15 protein-coding genes are annotated in these 20,074 nt (G+C 42.1%); 7 read left to right on the forward strand and 8 right to left on the reverse strand.

Translation table 11 applies throughout. From position 1 onward, the window contains the following. Positions 1–86 precede the first annotated feature (86 nt). Positions 87–5,429 carry a S8 family serine peptidase gene (locus OCK74_RS05040; protein ID WP_279295915.1) on the forward strand — a complete coding sequence of 1,781 codons (5,343 nt, stop codon included), beginning with the start codon at positions 87–89 and terminating at the stop codon, positions 5,427–5,429. Between the two features lie 78 nt (positions 5,430–5,507). Here the strand turns inward: OCK74_RS05040 and OCK74_RS05045 are convergent, their stop codons facing one another. From OCK74_RS05045 to OCK74_RS05060, 4 genes are all read right to left on the reverse strand, one after another. Then, positions 5,508–5,894: an MGMT family protein gene (locus OCK74_RS05045; protein WP_279295916.1), complete on the reverse strand. Its 387-nt coding sequence runs from the start codon at positions 5,892–5,894 to the stop codon at positions 5,508–5,510. An 86-nt stretch (positions 5,895–5,980) separates the two neighbouring features. Next, entirely contained in the window at positions 5,981–6,181 is a 201-nt protein-coding gene (locus OCK74_RS05050; RefSeq protein WP_279295917.1) for a DUF5522 domain-containing protein, read from the reverse strand. A 34-nt stretch (positions 6,182–6,215) separates the two neighbouring features. Then, positions 6,216–6,944: a tRNA (guanosine(46)-N7)-methyltransferase TrmB gene (gene trmB, locus OCK74_RS05055; protein WP_279295918.1), complete on the reverse strand. Its 729-nt coding sequence runs from the start codon at positions 6,942–6,944 to the stop codon at positions 6,216–6,218. A 66-nt stretch (positions 6,945–7,010) separates the two neighbouring features. Further along, positions 7,011–7,670 carry a sterol desaturase family protein gene (locus tag OCK74_RS05060; protein WP_279295919.1) on the reverse strand — a complete coding sequence of 220 codons (660 nt, stop codon included), beginning with the start codon at positions 7,668–7,670 and terminating at the stop codon, positions 7,011–7,013. A gap of 181 nt (positions 7,671–7,851) precedes the next feature. Between OCK74_RS05060 and OCK74_RS05065 the strand changes: the two genes are divergently transcribed. Together OCK74_RS05065 and OCK74_RS05070 are read left to right on the forward strand one after the other, a co-directional pair. Then, on the forward strand, positions 7,852–8,862 hold the full coding sequence (locus tag OCK74_RS05065; protein ID WP_279295920.1) for a fumarylacetoacetate hydrolase family protein: 1,011 nt from the start codon (positions 7,852–7,854) through the stop codon (positions 8,860–8,862). 2 nt (positions 8,863–8,864) lie between these two features. After that, positions 8,865–9,755, forward strand: coding sequence for a flavin reductase family protein (locus OCK74_RS05070; protein ID WP_279295921.1), 891 nt, complete (start codon positions 8,865–8,867; stop codon positions 9,753–9,755). Positions 9,756–9,795: 40 nt separating this feature from the next. On the opposite strand, the gene msrB is transcribed toward OCK74_RS05070, so the two are convergent. Next, entirely contained in the window at positions 9,796–10,341 is a 546-nt protein-coding gene (gene msrB, locus OCK74_RS05075; protein ID WP_279295922.1) for a peptide-methionine (R)-S-oxide reductase MsrB, read from the reverse strand. Positions 10,342–10,511: 170 nt separating this feature from the next. Here msrB and OCK74_RS05080 point away from each other — a divergent pair, with 170 nt between their 5' ends. The 4 genes from OCK74_RS05080 (at position 10,512) to OCK74_RS05095 (ending at position 14,981) form a co-directional block, all read left to right on the forward strand. Beyond that, positions 10,512–11,105, forward strand: coding sequence for an adenylate kinase (locus OCK74_RS05080; protein WP_279295923.1), 594 nt, complete (start codon positions 10,512–10,514; stop codon positions 11,103–11,105). 185 nt (positions 11,106–11,290) lie between these two features. Further along, positions 11,291–11,785 (forward strand): DinB family protein, encoded by a 495-nt coding sequence (locus OCK74_RS05085; RefSeq protein WP_279295924.1) that lies wholly within the window; start codon positions 11,291–11,293, stop codon positions 11,783–11,785. Positions 11,786–11,911: 126 nt separating this feature from the next. Next, positions 11,912–14,014, forward strand: a complete 2,103-nt coding sequence (paaZ, locus tag OCK74_RS05090; RefSeq protein ID WP_279295925.1) for a phenylacetic acid degradation bifunctional protein PaaZ — start codon at positions 11,912–11,914, stop codon at positions 14,012–14,014. A 172-nt stretch (positions 14,015–14,186) separates the two neighbouring features. After that, entirely contained in the window at positions 14,187–14,981 is a 795-nt protein-coding gene (locus tag OCK74_RS05095) for an enoyl-CoA hydratase/isomerase family protein (protein ID WP_279295926.1), read from the forward strand. Positions 14,982–15,037: 56 nt separating this feature from the next. Here the strand turns inward: OCK74_RS05095 and OCK74_RS05100 are convergent, their stop codons facing one another. The 3 genes from OCK74_RS05100 to OCK74_RS05110 all read right to left on the reverse strand — a co-directional run bounded on the left by OCK74_RS05100 (position 15,038) and on the right by OCK74_RS05110 (position 20,060). Then, positions 15,038–16,696 (reverse strand): capsule assembly Wzi family protein, encoded by a 1,659-nt coding sequence (locus OCK74_RS05100; RefSeq protein WP_279295927.1) that lies wholly within the window; start codon positions 16,694–16,696, stop codon positions 15,038–15,040. A 42-nt stretch (positions 16,697–16,738) separates the two neighbouring features. Continuing rightward, complete coding sequence (locus tag OCK74_RS05105) at positions 16,739–18,727, reverse strand: polysaccharide biosynthesis protein (RefSeq protein ID WP_279295928.1); 1,989 nt, start codon at positions 18,725–18,727, stop codon at positions 16,739–16,741. A 163-nt stretch (positions 18,728–18,890) separates the two neighbouring features. Beyond that, complete coding sequence (locus OCK74_RS05110) at positions 18,891–20,060, reverse strand: DegT/DnrJ/EryC1/StrS family aminotransferase (RefSeq protein WP_279295929.1); 1,170 nt, start codon at positions 20,058–20,060, stop codon at positions 18,891–18,893. Between the last annotated feature and the right edge of the window lie 14 nt (positions 20,061–20,074).

Raw genomic sequence — 20,074 nt, forward strand, 5'->3', positions numbered from 1 at the left:
TTATTGTGAAGTGCTATGAACCCAGGCATAATATTTATATTTTCATGCCGCATCCGTACTCTGTCAGGTTGCATTAATGGTGCAGTATGAAATCATTTTCACTTATAATTCTCTTTTTATTTCTTTATGGTTTTGTTTTTGCTCAAAGGCAGGACTTTACCATACAACTGAGAGCAGGAAAACTTGCTGTAGCGTCAAATATTACAGCTGCCAATGTGGAAAAGATCAACCAAAAGGCTGCCCGGTTTGGTCAAAAGATTTTTGCGCTCATTCAATTTGAAGACTTACCCACAGAGGAAACAAAAAAGATACTTGCAGCTCAAGGCATTACATTGTTGGAATATATACCCAAAAATACCTACACTGTTACCGTTAAAGGAAAATTGAATCCTGCTCTACTAAAAAAAGTAAGAGCAAGAGCCGTACTGGAGCCGGTAGCTCAATACAAGATGTTTGCTACATTGGCCGAGGAAAGCATGAGACCTGCGGCCAAAGGCAATAAAGCGGTTTGGGTCAGCTTTCCGAAGAGTTTTACTGCTGATGACGTGATCCGCCAGTTAAAAGCACTGAATTTTGAAGTGACTTCCGGCGAGTTGGATGCTTACAGGGTTCTTAGCCTGAAAGTTGCAGCCTCTCGTTTAAGTGAATTAGCTGAACTTCCTTTTATAGAATACATACAGCCAGCCCCCCCAAAAGATGAACCTTTAAACTTTATTACCCGTTCTTTTTCAAGAGCCAATGTTCTGAATGCATCTGTTGCCAATAATGGCAGAGGACTGAATGGAGAAGGGGTTGTGATTGGCGTTGGTGATAATGCGAATACGCTTTCTCATATTGATTTGTCAGGTCGTATCATAGACCATACTTCATCCAGTAGTGATCAAACACTTCATAGTATACATGTGACTGGTACAGTAGCAGGAGCAGGTAATTTAAATGAGTTGTACCGGGGGTATGCTTCAAAGGCAACAGTGATTTACCAAGCTTTTTCTAATATTATCTATTATACACCTACCTATGTAAAGCAGTATGGTATGGTGACCACTAATAACTCTTATGGCAATGTGCTGGGTTGCAATTATACAGGTACTTATGATTTGAATTCCCGCATCTTAGACCAGCAAATGATAGATTATCCCCATTTGCAACACGTGTTTGCTGCAGGAAACAGTGGATCCCTCACCTGTTCCCCTGCTCCTGCAGGATTTAGAACAGTTTTAGGCGGTTACCAGTCAGCCAAGAATGTTATTTCTGTTGGTAACCTGGATGCCAATGAAAATATATACGGGGCCTCAAGTAAAGGCCCGGTTAGGGATGGCCGTATAAAGCCGGAGATTGCAGCCTTTGGCAATGGGGTAGTTTCTACTTTCCCCAACAATACGTATGCAGGTTTGAGTGGCACCAGTATGTCAGCGCCCGGAGTCACAGGCGGTTTGGCATTGTTGTACCAGCGTTACCGGCAGTTGCATGGTAATGCTGATCCCAAAAGTGGACTGATGAAGGCTCTGATCTGTAATGGTGCTTCAGATAGGGGCAACAGTGGGCCCGACTTTAGTTACGGTTTTGGATCTATGAACCTCCTTCGAAGCGTGGATATGCTGGAACAAAATCGCTTCATTGATGATAGTGTTGCCAACACGGGGGTAAAGCAGTTTACGGTTTCTATACCGGCAAATACTGCCCAACTGAAGGTGATGCTTTACTGGCATGACCCGGCTGCATCTGCACTCAGTGCCAAAACTTTAGTGAATGACCTGGACTTGCAAGTGGGATCTCCGGCATCACAAATTTTATTTCCTAAAATACTCGATACGTCCGCAGCCGGCATTACAGCTGTTGCTACCACAGGCCCTGATCATATGAATAACATAGAACAGGTTTCCGTAGATAACCCGCAATCAGGGACCTATACAATCCGTGTGACGGGAACGGAGATCGGTCAAAATCCAATGCAGGAATTCTTTGTCGTATATGATGTGATTCCCAATTCTGTTGCGGTAACCTACCCGGCAGGTGGGGAGGGATTGGTACCGGGCGAAAACACCAGGATTAGTTGGGATGCATTTGGTGATGCCACCAGTACCTTTTCTTTAGATTATTCAATAGATAACGGTGCTACCTGGACAAGAGTTGTTAGTGGACTACCTCAAGGAAGCCGCTTTTATAACTGGCTAGTGCCGGCCACTGTTACGGACAAAGCTTTGGTAAAGGTTACCAAAGAAAGCTCCGGTCAAAGTGCATCCTCGGGCGCTTTTAGTATTATTGGCGTACCTGTTGTTTCATTGTCTTCAGTTCAATGTGAAGGATACTTTAATATCAATTGGACAGCCGTTGCCAATGCTACTGATTATGAAGTGATGATGCTAAAGGGGGATGAAATGGTGTCTATGGCTTTTACGCCTTCAACTACTTATACATTCAATGGTTTATCCAAAGACAGCATTTACTGGGTAAGTGTAAGGGCTCGGATCAATGGGAAAACAGGTAGAAGGGCAGTTGCTGTATGGCGTAAGCCAGATAGCGGAGCCTGTGACGGTTCTATTTCAGATCTCGACCTCGCACTTCAGGCAATTGTAAGCCCTGTTTCAGGAAGAAAATTTACATCATCTGCATTGAGTAGTGCTACACAAGTGAAAGTGCAAATCAAAAACCTGGATAATGAAGCCGTAAATGATTTTACAGTAAAGTATTCTATAGATGGAGGTAGTACCTGGACGCCAGAACATGTGACCCAATCCATTGCGCCATCGAGTGAATACACGCATACTTTTTCAGTTCCAGCTGATCTTTCTGCTTTGGGCACTTACCAGGTAATAGCAGTTGTCAAGGCAACTGGCAGTGACAACAACGCCAACAATGATACCTTGAGAAAGGAAATAAAATATCTGGATAATCAGCCTATTGAACTGCCTTTTACAGATAACCTGGAATCAGCCCTGCCCGAAACCTATATTGATTCAGCTATGGGTCTCAAAGGACTTGACCGGTACGACCTGGTGGCATCAACACCTTATGGACGACTTCGCACCTCTATTTCAGAGTTTGCCTCGTCAGGAACAAAAGCTATTAACCTGGATGCTTATCGCCTGGTTACTCCTTCAAACGTTAATTCATTGATTGGAACGTTCAACTTATCTGCTTATGATGTGAAGCAGCACGAACTCAGGTTTGGTTTCCGTGTACTCAGCCATGGGCAGGATGAGTACGCAAACAATAAAGTGTGGGTGCGGCAAAGTGATACTTCTACCTGGATAGAAGTCTATGATCTAAATATAAACTCAAACAAGTTCTTCAATCAATTTGGTCTGGCAAGTAATATCGAGTTTGGCGATTCCCTGCTGAAATACGGTCAGAATGTTTCTTCCGCTTTTCAGATAAAGTGGGGACAGGAAGGGCAGAGCGCCACCATCGATGGCACTGGAAATGATGGATACTCTTTTGATGATTTCTATATTTACCAGGCACAAGACGATATTCAACTGGTAAGTATAGATACTCCAAATACGGTTCATTGTGACATTGATGCTTCTGTGCCTTTGAGAATTACTCTTCGCAATACCACTAATCAAGTCATCACGAATATTCCGGTCAGGTATTCTGTTAATAATGGCAGTTGGGTAACTGAAACGATCCCTTCAGTAGCCGGTAATACAACGTTTTCCTACGCATTTGTAAATGGCCTGAACCTGCCTGAGCCTGGTAATTATAACATCAGGGTAATCGCAGATGTGGCCACCGATAATTACAGGCTGAATGATACCGCTGTTATTACGGTACGCAAACTGCCATTGATTACATCATTCCCTTACTTGGAAAACTTTGAAAAAGATAATGGAGGTTGGTATTCTGAAGGCGATAATAATTCATGGGCGTATGGGCATCCGGCGTCTCCACAAGTGAGCAGTGCTGCCAGCGGCTCTCAGGCCTGGAAGACCAACTTGACTGGTACCTATAACAACTGGGAGTGGTCTTACCTCTATTCTCCTTGTTTCAATGTAAGTGGCATGCAGAATCCAACATTAAGTTTTAGTGTTGCCCTTGATTTAGAAAACTGTGGATCAACAGTATGCGATGCTGCGTGGGTGGAATATTCTGTAGATGGTATGAATTGGAATCGACTGATGAATAGTGATGCTTTTAACTGGTATGAAAATGGTTTTTACTGGAGCGTTGAAAACAAGACTCGCTGGCATGTAGCTACCATACCATTACCGACTGGTTTGAATAGTTTACGTATACGGTTTGTTTTAAATACTGATGAGTTAGTGACCAGGGAGGGCATTGCTATCGATGATATCCATCTATATGATAAGGTAAATGCTATATATGATGGGGAGACTCTTTCTGTGCCCATTACACAAACAATCAATGGCGGAAACGGATGGATGCATTTTGTAAGCGGGGGCAAGCTGGTCGCTTCTATCCAACCAAATAGCCAGAGCCTGGCTGCTACAGATGTGAAAGTGTATATTAATACGGATAACGTTCGTCATCTGAATAACCAATATTATCTTGACAGAAGTTTTACGATCAATCCAACTAATACAGATCTGCAGGATTCCGTAACAGTCCGCTTATACATCCTTGATAAAGAAGTTGATGCTTTACTCAATGCAACAGGCTGCAGTTGCTCCAAGCCTGCAGATGCTTATAGTCTGGGGATTTCAAAGTACCATGATAGTGCTGTTTATGAAAACGGTACTGTTGATGATAATAAGAAAGGACTTTGGTCTTTCTATCCAAAAAATAAGGTTGTTATAGTGCCTTATGATAAAGGATATTATACAGAATTGAAAATTAAAAACTTCTCAGAATTTTGGTTTAGTAGTGAAAATATGGGCGGTGATATAGCGCTGCCAGTTAGGTTAGTAAGCTTTGCTGTGCGCAAAGAGGGGCGGAGTGATGCGGTCATTTACTGGACTGTTGGTGAGGAATCAAATGTTGATCGGTATGAAATTGAGGTGGCAAATGGAAATGGCAGTGGACAACAAAATGGTTTTGAAAAGATTGGACAGGTTGCAAGTTTGGGGAATATATCACAGCAAAGGCAGTACGCATTTACCGATCAGGAGTTTCCAAAGTCAGGTATTAGATATTACCGGTTGAAAATAATCGATAAAGATGGAACTTTTACTTATTCTGATGTAAAATCGCTGAGGTTTGCTGATACGAATAATTGGATTGTTTATCCCAATCCTTCAAGGGATGGTAAGTTTTATTTTGTTTACCAGATGGAAAGAACAGATGAAGCAACGGTGCAATTGATAGATGGTATTGGACGGTTAGTCAAAACTTACCAAATCAGGGGCAGTGGTTATGCAGAAAAGTTGTTGGTTGATCTGTCTGCAGGTACGACTGCCCAAGGTATTTATATGCTGAAAGTTGTAAGTGGAGGAAAAGAACAAGTGTTTAAGATCTATAAACAATAATCTGTAAGAATGGATAGTTTCTGGGGCGGGAGAGGGATGAGAGTAGTCATAGTTCATCGATGCCAGGTGAGAGGAGGATTATAGACCAAGTTCTTTAACCGGATCCCAGAACAATTTTTCAAAGTCCTGCACCTGGTCATCAATTATTTTTACGCCTTCTTTTTCTAAAAGTTCCTGCATTTGCTCAGGATAGGCGAAGTGCATTTTACCAGAAAGTAATCCTTTTCGATTTACAACCCGGTGTGCAGGCACCGTTGGGCTTACATGGTGCGAGCTATTCATAGCCCAACCTACCATGCGTGCAGATGATCTGGTGCCTAAAGCGGCTGCTATTGCGCCATAGGAAGTGACCCTGCCCTTGGGTACTTGTCTTACAATTTCAAAGACAAGGTCAAAAAAAGAATCATCCTTTAAGCCAGAAGGCTTTACACGACTGATTTTATCTGAAGATTTCTTTAATGGCATGTTTTGAGTGATCAAATATTGAATAGCGATTGTCTTGAATTACAAACTATTATTTAGTGAATCAGATATGGTCAAACATCTTCCAATTATTCGTCATTCGAATTACTCGTTATTCTCTTGGCTTTTAGTTCAGAGCGTCTGGGTTCTTTTACTGCTTCATAATCAAATGGACAATGTAAACATCCGCATCCGCAGCAAAACCCACGCTTTTTATGATAAGCCTCAGTAAATACCAACAATCCACGCTCATTTTGGTAATAATATATTTCTTCTGTCTTATGTTCCATCTTTAGAAACTCAATAACAATAAACTCCTTCGATCTAAACTAATTCGTCATTCAGACCGTTCGCAGCTTCGTTTTTTAGTTCTTCATGCAATAGTGCATCGATCTCTTTCCCTGCAATTTTCTCTGGAAGAGAAAAGCATAAGTAATGAATGCGGTTACTCTGGGCTATATCGAGCGATTCGTAGTATGTTTTGATCTGCAGCTCAGGTTTGATATAATCCTGGGCATAAACATTCTCAGAATCTTCATGCAGTGTACAGTGGTAAAGATTGATTACCTTTTTGGTAAACCAGTAGAGATCAGGACTGTCTGTTTTCAAATGGATCTTCCCTCCTTTTTTTAGAAGATGCTGGTACATCCGCAAAAACTTAGGGTGCGTTAATCGCTTTTTAGATTTTGAAATACGAAGTTGAGGGTCAGGAAAAGTGATCCAGATTTCATCTACTTCATCCCTGTCAAAGTATTCGTTGATACCGTCAATCTGTATACGCAGGAAGGCTACATTCTGCAACCCATTCTGGTTAGCCTTTTTTGCGCCAACCCAAAGCCGGTTGCCTTTTAAGTCAACACCAATATGATTTTTTTCAGGGTGCATTTGTGCCAGTCCCAAAGCATACTCGCCCTTGCCGCATGCAAGTTCCAAAACAATGGCGTGATTATTCCTGAAGAAAAGATGCCACTTTCCGGCCATGTCTTCAGGATATTGTAAAACGTTTGAAAATGTCTCTAGCTCAGCAAAACGTATCAGCTTTTTTTGACCCATATAAAATTGAAGTACTTCAGAGTACGAACTGCGAAGTTAGAAATATGAAGTAAAAGAATATGAATCTTACTTATACATCAGCTCATTTACTTTTTCTTTATCTTCTTTTTCTTTTCTAAGATCAAACATGGTCCCGAAAACATGATCCCAAATGGTTGAGCTTACACCAAAGCCTTTGTGTTCATCTTTGTAGTGGTGCAGGTGGTGATTGCGCCAAAGGGGCTTCATCCATTTGAATGGCGGGTTCCAGGCATGAATTGCGTAGTGCATAGAACCATACATCAAATAGCCCAATAAAAAGCCTGGGAAAAAGGCAAAAGCATTTACTCCCATAGGAAGGAACATAAGGCCAAAAATGGCAGAAGCAAGGAGGATGCTTGGCAATGGTGGCATAAAAAGACGTTCACGGTCACGAGGATAGTGGTGGTGATTGCCATGCATGATATATATAAACTTCTGGGCTCTTTCACTCTCTGCAATCATGTGGAAGATCCAGCGGTGCATAATGTATTCAAAGAATGTCCAGAAGAACATGCCTAAAAAGAAAAACAATGCAATTCTGCCGGCACCAAGTTCAAAGCGGGCAGAAGCGAGGTATGGAAAACCAATAACAATTGGAAGGTACATGCCCCAGATAACCAAGGGATGTGCCTTTGTAAGCATTTCGAGGTAAGGGCTCCTGAATAGCCTAGCCTGGCCTTTGTTGTGAATTTTTTCAAACTTCATAGATTCAAAAGTTAGCCTAGACAAAATTACAAGAATCGTTGATGAGGAAATGCAAAAAGAATTTCAACAGGGGGCTATTCATTTTACGTGTATTGAATCCTGTTTGATGCCATCATGTGTTTATGGTAATAATGGCAACACATTAATGATTAACTTGGTTGGATACATCAAACAAAGTATTATGAAACTGGTTTCTTTTATAAGAGATGAACAAGATCATCTAGGCGTATTGGTTGACGATACTATCTTCAGCATGGACGTGTTGCATCCTGACCTGCCCAACAGTATGGGTTTGTTTTTAAATTATTGGGAAGATTTCGTTCCTGTGGCGCAAGCAGGTATTGAATTGATTAAAAGTGGAAGGATCAGCCGGGAGAAGGGCATACCATTACAATCTGTGCATTTGCTGGCGCCTGTACCATTCCCTCCTTCCTGCAGGGATGGTTATGCTTTCCGGCAGCACGTCGCTGCAGCAAGAAGGAACCGTAAAGCAGAGATGATACCCCAATTTGACCAATACCCCATATTTTATTTTACCAATCACCACTCCATTACAGGGCCTGGTGAAATCAGCTGTATGCCTGACCATTTTGAAAAACTAGACTTTGAGTTGGAAGCTGCCATTGTTATCTGTAAACATGGTCGTAATATAAAAGCAGAAGATGCTGGTGAATATATTGGCGGATTGATGGTCATGAATGATTGGAGTGCACGAGGTTTGCAAATGGAAGAAATGCTGCTCAACCTGGGACCTGCAAAAGGAAAGGACTTTGCTACATCCTTCGGCCCTTACCTGGTGACATTGGATGAATTAGAGCAGTTTGCCATAGATCCCAAAGAAGGTCATATAGGCACCAACTGGAACCTAAAAATGACTTGTAAGGTGAATGGCATACAAGTAAGTGAGGGAAACCTTGGAGATATGGACTGGACCTTTGCGGAGATCATTGAACGAGCTTCTTACGGGGTGGACCTTTTTCCAGGTGATATTATTGGCAGTGGTACAGTAGGTAAGGGGTGCTTTTTAGAGTTGAATGGTACCGGTAAGTTCAATAATCCTGATTATGAAGAACAATGGCTTAAAAATGGCGACGTAGTAGAAATGGAAATTGAAGGAATTGGTATATTGAACAATACTGTTGTTGCTGAAGATACTGATTGGAGTATCTTAGGAAGGAAGAAAAATATTTGACTATGCTATTCCATCTTAATGATCTTAAAACCGTTGAAAAGCAATATTATTTGCAACATGTGGTGGCGCCTCGCCCTATATGCTTTGCATCTACTATAGACAAGAACGGAGCGGTGAACCTGAGTCCCTTTAGCTTTTTTAATATGTTTTCTTCTCAGCCACCTATTGTTATCTTTTCACCATCCCGGAGAGTGCGTGACAATACCACAAAGCATACACTGCAAAATGTGCTGGAGGTTCCTGAAGTTGTTGTCAATATTGTGACTTACGACATGGTTCAGCAAACCTCTTTAGCCAGCTGTGAATTCCCAAAAGATATAGATGAGTTTGCAAAAGCCGGTTTTACAAGGGAACCTGCGGTTTTGGTAAGACCACCGATGGTAAAGGAAAGCAAAGTAAAATTGGAGTGCAAAGTACTGGAGATAAAACCGTTAGGCGAAGAAGGGGGAGCTGGTAATTTGGTAATATGTGAAGTGCTTTGTCTGCATATGGATGATTCCCTTTTAGATGCTGACAAAAAGGTAGATCAAAGAAAACTGGAACATGTGGCACGGTTAGGTGGCGATTGGTATTGCCGTGTATCGCCAGAGAATCTTTTTAAAGTGCCGAAACCAAATACCCAGTTAGGAATTGGCGTTGATGCTTTGCCTGAGAGTATACGATTGAGTAAGATACTAACCGGTAATCACCTGGGGCAATTGGCTAATGTAAACGAACTTCCGGTAGTAGAGCCTTCATATGATGATGAGCAGCTAAAGAGTATCATACAATATTTTTCTGTCGATCCTACTGAGATGGAAAAAGAAATTCACAGTTATGCTGCCAGGCTTTTAAACGAGGGCAAAGTTTATGAAGCCTGGCAGGTATTGTTGGCGTCAGAAAATTTAGTCTGAATTATCAGTGTTTGGTAATCCTATTAATTTATTGTCCATATCAGCGGTTATACTTTTCTTCTGCCTCTTTGGCTTTCTTAAAATCAAGTATAACGCCATTAATGCAATAACGCAAACCTGTTGGCGGTGGGCCATCATCGAATACATGACCCAGGTGTGCCTTGCAGCGGCCGCACATCACTTCAGTGCGACTCATGCCATGTGTGTGATCAGGAGCATAAATGATGCTGCTTTTGCTTATAGGCTGATAGAATGAAGGCCAGCCGCATCCACTTTCAAACTTCGTATCGCTGATGAACAGAGGATTGCCACAGGCAGCACAGTAATAAGTGCCCTTCTCTTTAGACCCTTCAAACTTACTGCTCCAGGGCCTTTCTGTGCCTTTCATGCGGGCAATGTTATAGACATCTTCGGGCAAAATCTTCTTCCACTCGTCCTCCGAAAGGTTTACTTGCGAAGAATCTGTGTTGGAATAAACGGGGTTGTTTTTATTGGTAGACTCCATTTTTTTAGGTTTAGAACTTTGAGAATAACTGCACGATTGCAACAGGAATGCCAGTAACAGGAAAACTATGGATCGTTTCATAAAATGGCTTTATCAAAATTACGAAACCGGGCGAACCGTAGATTTGCATGATTTGTTAAGGATCAACCCAATTATTTGTAATTGGCGGGGCAGCCTATCTTTTTAGACTTCAGTACTTTACCAACTCTCGTCTATTGGACTTTCTTATATTTGCTGTTCAGTTTAGCATTATGTTTAATTTAATATTATTTGGCCCTCCGGGAAGTGGCAAGGGCACACAATCGGATAAGATTGTAGAGAAATATGGCCTCGTTCATCTTTCCACGGGCAATTTGCTGCGTCATGAGATTGCAACAAAAACTCCTTTGGGCCTGGAGGCGAAGAGTTTTATAGATAAAGGCCAGCTGGTTCCCGATGAAGTAGTGATTGGTATGATTGATACCTGCTTGCAACAAAATGCCGATGCGAAAGGCTTTTTGTTTGACGGTTTCCCTCGTACTGCAGCTCAGGCAGTAGCACTCGATAAGTTGCTGTCCCTGCGCAAAACCAGCATCAGCAAAGTAATTGCTTTGGAAGTTACCGAAGAAGAATTGGTAAAACGTCTGTTGAAACGTGGTGAAACTTCAGGCAGAAGCGATGATACCGACGAAGCAATCATCCGCAAGCGTTTTGCCGTTTATAAAAATGAAACAGAGCCTGTTGCAGACCACTATAAAAAATTGGACAAGTTTGTAAGCATTAAGGGCGAAGGTACTATTGATGATATCTTCCAGGCTATTTGTCAAAGCATTGAGGCTGAAATGACTGCACAGCAGGAAGCCTGATTTGAATGACGAATCAGCCGAAAACGGTCCGATAGTTTTCTGAATGCAGATGAGGAATGAGTGATGATTGATGGAGATACTTTTAAGTTATACTGGCATTAGGTTCTTAGGCTAAGAACTCCGAACTTAGAAGTGAATACCCATCATTGATCACTCATTACTCATTTTTATCACCCATTTTCCATATGAATAACGAAAAGACCGACTTCCTCAAGAACAAACTTGTTCTGTATTTAAGCGATATCCCTTCTGACACACATCCCCAGTGGGGCAAAATGACGCTTCAACAAATGATTGAACATTTGATTGATACGTTCCGCATTGCGTCGGGCCGCGCTGAATTTCAACATATCCTGACACCTTCGGAAAAGCTGCCCAGGATGCAGGATTTTTTAATGAGCGATAAACCTTTCCGGGAAAATACCTTGAATCCTATGTTACCTCAGGATCCGGTTCCGGTTGTATTTCCTGGTATTGAAGAAGCCTTCCAGGAATTACAAAAAGAAATCGATCATTTCTTCGCTGTTTTTGAGGCTAATGAAAACCTCTCTACCCGCAATCCTATTTTTGGTGATTTAAATTTTGAGATGAATCTGCAGTTACTGTATAAACACTCCTTGCACCATTTGAAGCAGTTCGGCGTGATATACACTCCCATGCAAGCTCCCGGTTCAGCCTAAGGCGGAGCAGATTACGTTGCAGTCCTACCATTTAAGAGGTGCTCCTGTTAGCCTTCCCCTAAGGGAAGTAGTCTTTATGCAGAAGAATTGCTAACTTATAATCGAAATTATTTCTAAAAGCTTTTTATGATCAATGAAGGACAGTTCAACCTAAGTTCCCCCTTTAGGGGGACAGGGGGCTTGGCTGGGGGCAAACTTCAGAGTTATGTAACCGGGCATTGGATAAGCGGAGAGGGGGATGGGCAGCTACTTTTTGATGCGGTTACCGGAGAGCCCATTGCTTCAGCTAGCACAAAAGGGCTTGATTTTGACTCTGTTTTAGCATATGGCCGCTCTGTAGGTAATCCTGCTTTACGTAAACTTAGTTTTCATGAGCGTGGCAGGATGCTGAAAGCCCTTGCTTTACACTTAATGGCTAAAAAAGAAAAGTTTTACCAGGTAAGTTATCATACCGGGGCAACAAAGGCCGATAGCTGGATTGATATTGAAGGAGGAATAGGCAACTTGTTCAGCAATGCTTCACTGCGCCGGAAATTTCCAGACCTTCCCTACTGCACCGACGGTGAACCTATCGGACTGAGCAAGGGCGGCACTTTTATGGGCCATCATATAATGGTACCCAAGGAAGGTGTAGCCATTCATATTAATGCCTACAACTTCCCGGTTTGGGGTATGCTGGAAAAATGTGCTGTTAACTGGTTGGCAGGTATGCCTGCCGTGGTGAAGCCTGCAACCATTACTTCTTATCTGGCAGAAGTCGTTGTAAAAGAAATCATTGCTTCGGGCATTTTACCCGAAGGCGCCTTGCAGCTCGTTTGCGGCAGCGCCGGTGATTTGCTGGATCATGTGACCGGCCAGGACGTGATCACATTTACCGGCTCTAAATCTACCGGGCTGATACTGAAAGGCCATAAAAGAATAATGGAGGAAAGCGTTCCCTTTAATATGGAAGCAGACTCCCTGAACTGCATTGTATTAGGAGAGGATGCTATTCCTGGTAAGCCCGAGTGGGACATTTTCATCAAAGAAGTGAGAAAAGAAATCACAGTAAAAGCCGGTCAAAAGTGTACCGCCATCCGCCGCATTTTTGTTCCGGAGCATTTGCTGGAAGATGCCTGTGTTGCTCTTAGTAAGTCATTAGCTCAAACAATTATTGGAAATCCATTGAATGAAAGCGTACGAATGGGAGCCCTTGCTGGAAAAGGACAAAGGGATGAAGTGAAGGAGCATATACAAAAGCTGCTCGCTGCTTCCCAGATAGCTTATGGTTCGCTGGATAGCGTGGAGGTCATTGATGCCGATCCTCAAAAGGGGGCATTCCTTTCTCCTATATTGTTATTGAATGAGACTCCTTTTAGTACAGAAAGCGTACACGAGGTGGAATGTTTTGGACCTGTGAGTACCATCATGCCATATAAAAACCTCGACGAAGCTATACTATTGGCCAAAAAAGGTAAGGGGTCATTGTGCTGTACCATGGTGACTGCCAATGATCAACTAGCTACCCAATTTGTTGTGGGAGCTGCTACACACCACGGCCGTATATTGGTGTTGAATGAGGAGTGCGCTAAAGAAAGTACGGGACATGGTTCTCCTTTGCCTATGTTGGTACATGGTGGGCCCGGCAGGGCAGGAGGCGGAGAGGAGATGGGCGGCGTACGTGGCGTAAAGCATTACATGCAAAGGGTGGCTATACAGGGCTCTCCGACATCCATTACAGCGATTACAAGGAGCTATCAGCCAAAGGCAAAAACAACAGAAGAGGAGAAGCATCCATTCAGAAAATACTTTGAAGAACTGGAAATTGGTGATTCGCTCCTTACCCATAAAAGAACGGTTACCGAGGCAGATATTGTAAACTTTGCCAATATTAGCTGGGATCATTTTTATGCGCATACTGATCATACATCTCTCCAGGGAACACCATTTGAAAAGCCCGTGGCTCATGGATATTTCATCTTAAGCGCAGCTGCAGGACTGTTTGTAGATGCCCGAAAAGGTCCCGTGTTACTAAATTATGGGTTGGAAGAATGTCGCTTTATGAAGCCTGTTTACGCAGGGTCGACAATTGGCGTTCGTCTGACCGTAAAAGAAAAACTACCCCAGGATACTAAAGATGAGTCAGATATTCCGAAGGGTATTGTAAAATGGCTGGTAGAGATAACGGATGAAACAGGAGAATATGTGGCGTTGGCTACAATTTTGACGATGGTGAAGAGAAAGGTCTAACCATGATGGAGAGACTGGCCTGAATAAGAATTGAGGATGATGGATAAGAATTATTAAGAGTTTGACCGTTTCTTAAAAATGTTGGGTCGAGGAATGATGTTTGCAGTTTTTTTAGAGTAGATTTAAGTAAGGAAATGTTTCAGTTTATCCCTCACCCTTTTATACCTCAATTATGATACAAGATTTCCATAACGGACATGTAGTATCCGAAACTCATAAAGGCATTACCACTATAGAGTTTTTCCATCCTCAAAGTAATTCTCTGCCTCGACGATTGCTGGAAGGCCTTGCCCATGAAATTCACGCAGTCGGAAGTGATGATGATACCAGGGTCATTGTGCTACGTTCTGCTGGTGATAAGGCCTTTTGTGCCGGGGCTGCGTTTGGTGAGTTATCCACGATAGAAAATGAGCGAAAAGGATTTGAGTTTTTCAGGGGCTTTGCCGATGTCATCAATGCCTTACGTGTAATACCTAAACTGGTTATTGGCCGTATCCAGGGGAAATGCGTTGGTGGTGGGGTTGGTTTGGCCGCTGCAGTAGATTATGCTATCGCTGTAGACGCTGCCGAAATTCGCCTGAGTGAACTTTCTCTTGGTATTGGTCCTTTTGTGATTGGTCCTGCGGTGGAACGTAAAATAGGTTTGTCTGCATTCAGCCAGATTGCTATTGATGCCACCATGTGGCGTGGTGCCGACTGGGCAAGAAGGAAAGGTTTATACGCCGAATTGCACGATTCGATTGAAGGCATGGACGAATCCATTTCCCGCCTGGCTAACCAATTGGTGCACACCAGTCCGAAAGCAATGGCTGAATTAAAAAGGGTTTTGTGGAGAGGAACAGAACACTGGGACGAGTTGCTTTACCAAAGAGCTGAAATCAGTGGAAAGTTGGTAGTTGGAGATGATACGAAGGCTGCGATTGAAAAGATCCGGACGAAGGTGGTGAGGGAGGGAAAGATAATGTGATAAAAATAAAAATGCCACCTGTTGGTTATATCTGGTGACCAGCAGGCGGCGTATTATTAAAAGAGATAAGACACTGAAAACCCAGCATGAATATTATTGACATCTTTTCCTTCGCCACTTCTCCATTGGTAGTTTAGCGATCTGATCAAGGAAAGATCTGCATTGTAAATAAAATGTTTGCGGTGCCAGCTTTTATTCAGGTTTAAGGATACATCTACCCAGTGCCTTCCATAGTTTTGTAGGGGAGCGAATGCATCAAAATAAAAATCATTATTCCACACCACCCTTTCCAACATCACGCCAAATTTGTCAGTTTCTTTTATCCAATTGAGTCCAATGCTTTGGCTGTTGCTACCAGGACCAATACCTGCTCCAATTACCTGTCCCCGGTTTGTGTATCCCTGCCCGATTCGGTCATGAGTATACCAACTGCCTTGTGGCCTGACAGTTATTGTAGGGGGGACCTGCAAGTTGGAAATTTCAGTAAATAATTCAACATCCTTCCCCTTTTTAGTTTCGAACAGCTTTCTAAATCCTATTATATAAGCTCTTGAATGTTCAGGTTCTAAAATGAGATCTCTTAAATTTGCTGCATGATCGTTCCTTCCATATTCTGCATACAATTCAGCTTTCTCCTTTGGAAGAATTAGTCTGAAAAATATAGACAGCAATTGATTCTTTTTAATACTATCTTCCCTTGCCACATTACCACCTTTAAAAAGTTTAGTAACAATTGGTAAGTACCTGCTAAAGGAATGCCCTAGTTCAGACTCATATTGAACAAAAACCCTGCTCATACCTAAGAACAATCCTGTTGTCCATTTAGGCTGCCAGGTAATGACCATACCATTGAAATACCTGTCATCATTAACTTTTGCACTATACAGTCGATGTCCTTCATAAGTATGCGCTGTATCATCAGGAAAGATGCCTGAACTTTTTAGAATACCAGATACTGCCTGCCATTCAAAGGAACCAACAGGAGAGGATACTGGTGAGACAGTGTTGAAAGTAATATGTTGAAAACCCGTTGCATTATTGCTCATGATCAGAGAGTTCCGGATACCAGGGCCCCACCACAGGTCTTCGGAGGACACCCCTAATGAAAGTTTCCTATAATTGAAACGTATACTCGACTGCCCAGGAAAAAGCTTTGCATAAGCTCCCTTCCCATATTTTTCAGGATTATCAAAGTGATTCAAAAAATAATAATAACTTTTCCAGATGCTATCGCTATATGTTGAGGGAAATGTTGAAAAGTTCCTGTTTTGGGCATATACTAACTCTGGCTGAAATTGAATACTTAAAGGACCAATTGTGGAATATAACCCAAAGGATAACTGGCCTTGGTAACCCCTTGCCTGTATCATGGAACCATCATTCCATCCATAAGGGTGGTGAGAGTTATACTGTTGCTTAAGCATAACAGGAAGGAAAAGTCCTTTACCTGCTCCTCTTGCAAAAAAAAAAGAATGAGAATTGTTCCTGACAGTTAGAACGTTGAATACATGATTACCGGAATCGTTTACAGATATAGACGTATAGTTGATAGGCCTTATTGTGAGTGATGTATTGCTGTCCAGAACTCCACTCATTTGTAACCTTCTCCATGTCTCTTCCTGCAAAGGTGTTCCTACAGGAATCGTCTGTGAAATAGAACAGAAACTACAGGCAAATAGAAAAGAAGTAATAATGAACTTAAGTGTTGCTCTCATAAAAAGAAAATACAAATTTTGAATACTAAACAACAATGATTCTTAGCTTACTTGTTTTACCCTGTCCAACTCCTCGTAGACAGAATTATTACTCTTATATTCCGGCACCATAAACTTCATCTGCTTGACCACCTCGTAATTCTTATTCTGCTGTGCCAGTTTGATCAGGATCTCTACATTACTCCCAATGAATTGAAAATCTGCTTCGGAAGTTTTTGAGATCATGATTTTCTTGTTGTAGGTAGGGATTACTTCTTCTTCCTTATTCAACAGTTCCTCAAATAATTTTTCTCCGGGGCGCAATCCAGTGTATTCAATCTTTATGTCTTTACCAGGCACAAAGCCTGAAAGCTTGATCATCTTATGTGCCAGATCTGCAATCCGGACTGGTTCTCCCATATCAAACAGGAAGATCTCACCACCATTGCCCATGGTACACGCTTCTAATACTAAAGAGCTGGCTTCGGGTATGGTCATAAAATAACGGATGATATTAGGGTCTGTAACTGTGACAGGACCACCTCTTTGAATTTGTTCCTTGAACCTTGGGATAACGGATCCATTGGAACCTAATACATTTCCAAAACGTGTAGTGATAAACTTGGTGTGTAGTCCTTCTTCACTATCATTAGAAAGAACTGATACGTACTTTCCTGTGGTATTCATGTACAGTTCTTTGAAGTTGTGTTGCAATCCTTTGATATACATTTCAGCGATTCGCTTGGACGCGCCCATTACATTTGTCGGGTTAATGGCTTTGTCTGTAGAAATGAGCACAAAACGTTCTACCCGAAACTGCAGGGAAAGGTCTGCCACCACTTTGGTACCCAGCACATTATTTTTTACTGCTTCAGAAGGGTTATTTTCCATCATGGGCACGTGTTTGTATGCAGCCGCATGAAATACCACTTCTGGTCGGTACTTCCTGAAAAGGCGCCGCATGGCATCTATCTCCGTAACGTCCCCAATGACTACCTTCATAGAGCCTTTTTCACCATATTTCTTTTTCAGTTCATATTCTATCTCGTAAAGAGGGGTTTCGCTGTTGTCGAATAAGATCACCATCGACGGGTTCATCCTGACCACTTGTCTTGCGATCTCACTCCCTATGGATCCTGCAGCTCCTGTTATTAAGATCCTCTTGGTCTCCAGGTATTCAGTTATATGCTTTTTGGCAAGTTCAATGGGCGGCCGGTTTAGAAGGTCTTCAATCTTTATATCCTCAATTTGCAGGGGCTGCAATTTTCCTTCTACCCAGTTTTCTACAGACGGTAGGACCTTCACCTTGATGTTCCTGGATAAAAAGTACTCGACCAACTTATTTTTAAACTCAAGCTCAATATTGTCTGATGCAAGAAAAACTGTCTTTACATCCCAATCCTTTGATACTTTTTTAATCTTATGAAAGGAGTAAATCTTCACGTTATCGATAGAACGATTATAAAACCTGCTATTGGTTTCAATAAACGCAACAACACTATAATTGCACTCCTTTATGTGTTCTATGGCTCTTTTGATAAGAAAGCCATTGGAAGCACCTCCAAATACCATCACATTCTCTAGGTTATATCTTGCTTTTATGCTCCTGTGGTACAGGTCTTTCGCCGCTACCCGGTAGCCGAATATGATAAAAGAGGCTGTAAAAAAATAGATGATCAATACGGATGTAGGAATCAAATGAGCCCAACTATAATAGCTGCAAATAAAATTTACAGTTAAAACAACAAAGAAAGAAGCAAAAACCGCACTGATACACCGGGCACCTTCTTTCAGGCTCGACATACGGATGATTCCCTTATAGGTACCGAATACAAGAAAACAAAGTATATTGATGACTGTCACAGCTCCCAGTTGTAAATAAAAATTATGTGCTTTAATGCTGTTGAAATCAAAATTGAAGCGTAGAAGGATGGCGTATGTAAGGGACATAACGCAGATAATTACATCCAATACAAAAATGATCCACCTTGGAGTTGTTTCTTTTTCTTTGATAATGGAATAGAAGAAATCCATAGGGTTAATGATGCTCATAATCAGAAAGTTTTGTTGATGAAACAGCAAATTTTGAAGCCCGGCTTCAAAATCTAAGAGTAATGACTATCTGGATAATACTCCTACAAGCAAATGTACGTTTAATATTGTCCTTTCTGCCGTATAGGTGTTGAAGACAATTCAGGCAGCCATATCCTTGTTATCAGGACATCACTTTCTCTATGATCGTCCTGATATCAGACAATTGCTCTTTAGTTAGATTCGAACCCGATGGAAGACAAAGACCATGATCAAATAAATGCTCACTTGTTCCATTGGTGTAATTTTTACATCCTTTAAAAACCGGTTGCAAATGCATGGGCTTCCATAATGGGCGGGATTCTATGTTTTCTCTTTCCAGTGCCATTCTTAGCTCTTCACGTGTAATGCCATTTGACGAAACAGCAGGATCGATAATAACCGTTGTCAGCCAGCGGTTACTTTTAAAACCTGTCAATTCAGGCAGGAATGCAATTGCCGGATTGGACGAAAATAAATCATAATAAAATTGGTAAACTGAACGGCGCTGTTTTACCCTTTCTTCCAACACAAGCATTTGCCCTCTCCCAATGCCTGCACAAATATTGCTCATCCGGTAATTATAGCCAATGTGGCTATGTTCATAGTGAGGAGCGTTATCCCTAGCCTGGGTAGCCAGGAACTTGGCCTTTTCCACCAGGGCTTTGTTTTTTGATATTAGGGCGCCCCCACCAGAAGTTGTGATGATTTTATTACCATTAAAAGATAAAACAGCTATATCCCCAAAAGTCCCGCACTTTTGGCCATTGATAGATGAACCCAATGCTTCAGCGGCATCTTCCAGTACAGGGATCCCATACTTGTTTGCAATAGAGCAGATCTGCTCCATTTGAGCGGGCATGCCATAAAGATGGACGACTATGATGGCCTTGGGCTTTTTTCCGGCGGCTATCCCTTCGGTTATAGCCTTTTCCAGCAACAGGGGATTCATATTCCATGTTGCTTCCTCGCTGTCGATGAATACAGGATTGGCACCCATGTAAACTATAGGATTTGCGGAAGCGGAAAAGGTCATGCTCTGGCAGATTACTTCGTCTCCTGCCTCTATACCAAGCAATATAAGTCCCAAGTGAATGGCTGCAGTTCCGCTGCTCAGGGCTGCTACAGATACACCTCCGCCTAAATAATTCGCAAGGTTTTCTTCCAGGCCATTTACATTAGGGCCCAGCGGAGCTATCCAATTGGTAGCAAACGCCTCAGATACAAATGCTTCTTCCTTACCTCCCATATGAGGGGATGAAAGCCATATTTTACCGGTTGTCTTCCTGGTAAGTTTTATTTCTAAAGTTTCCATTGATACGTTCTTGT

Origin of the sequence: Paraflavisolibacter caeni, from assembly GCF_025628885.1 — a bacterium.
In the GTDB taxonomy this organism is placed as follows: domain Bacteria; phylum Bacteroidota; class Bacteroidia; order Chitinophagales; family Chitinophagaceae; genus Flavisolibacter; species Flavisolibacter caeni.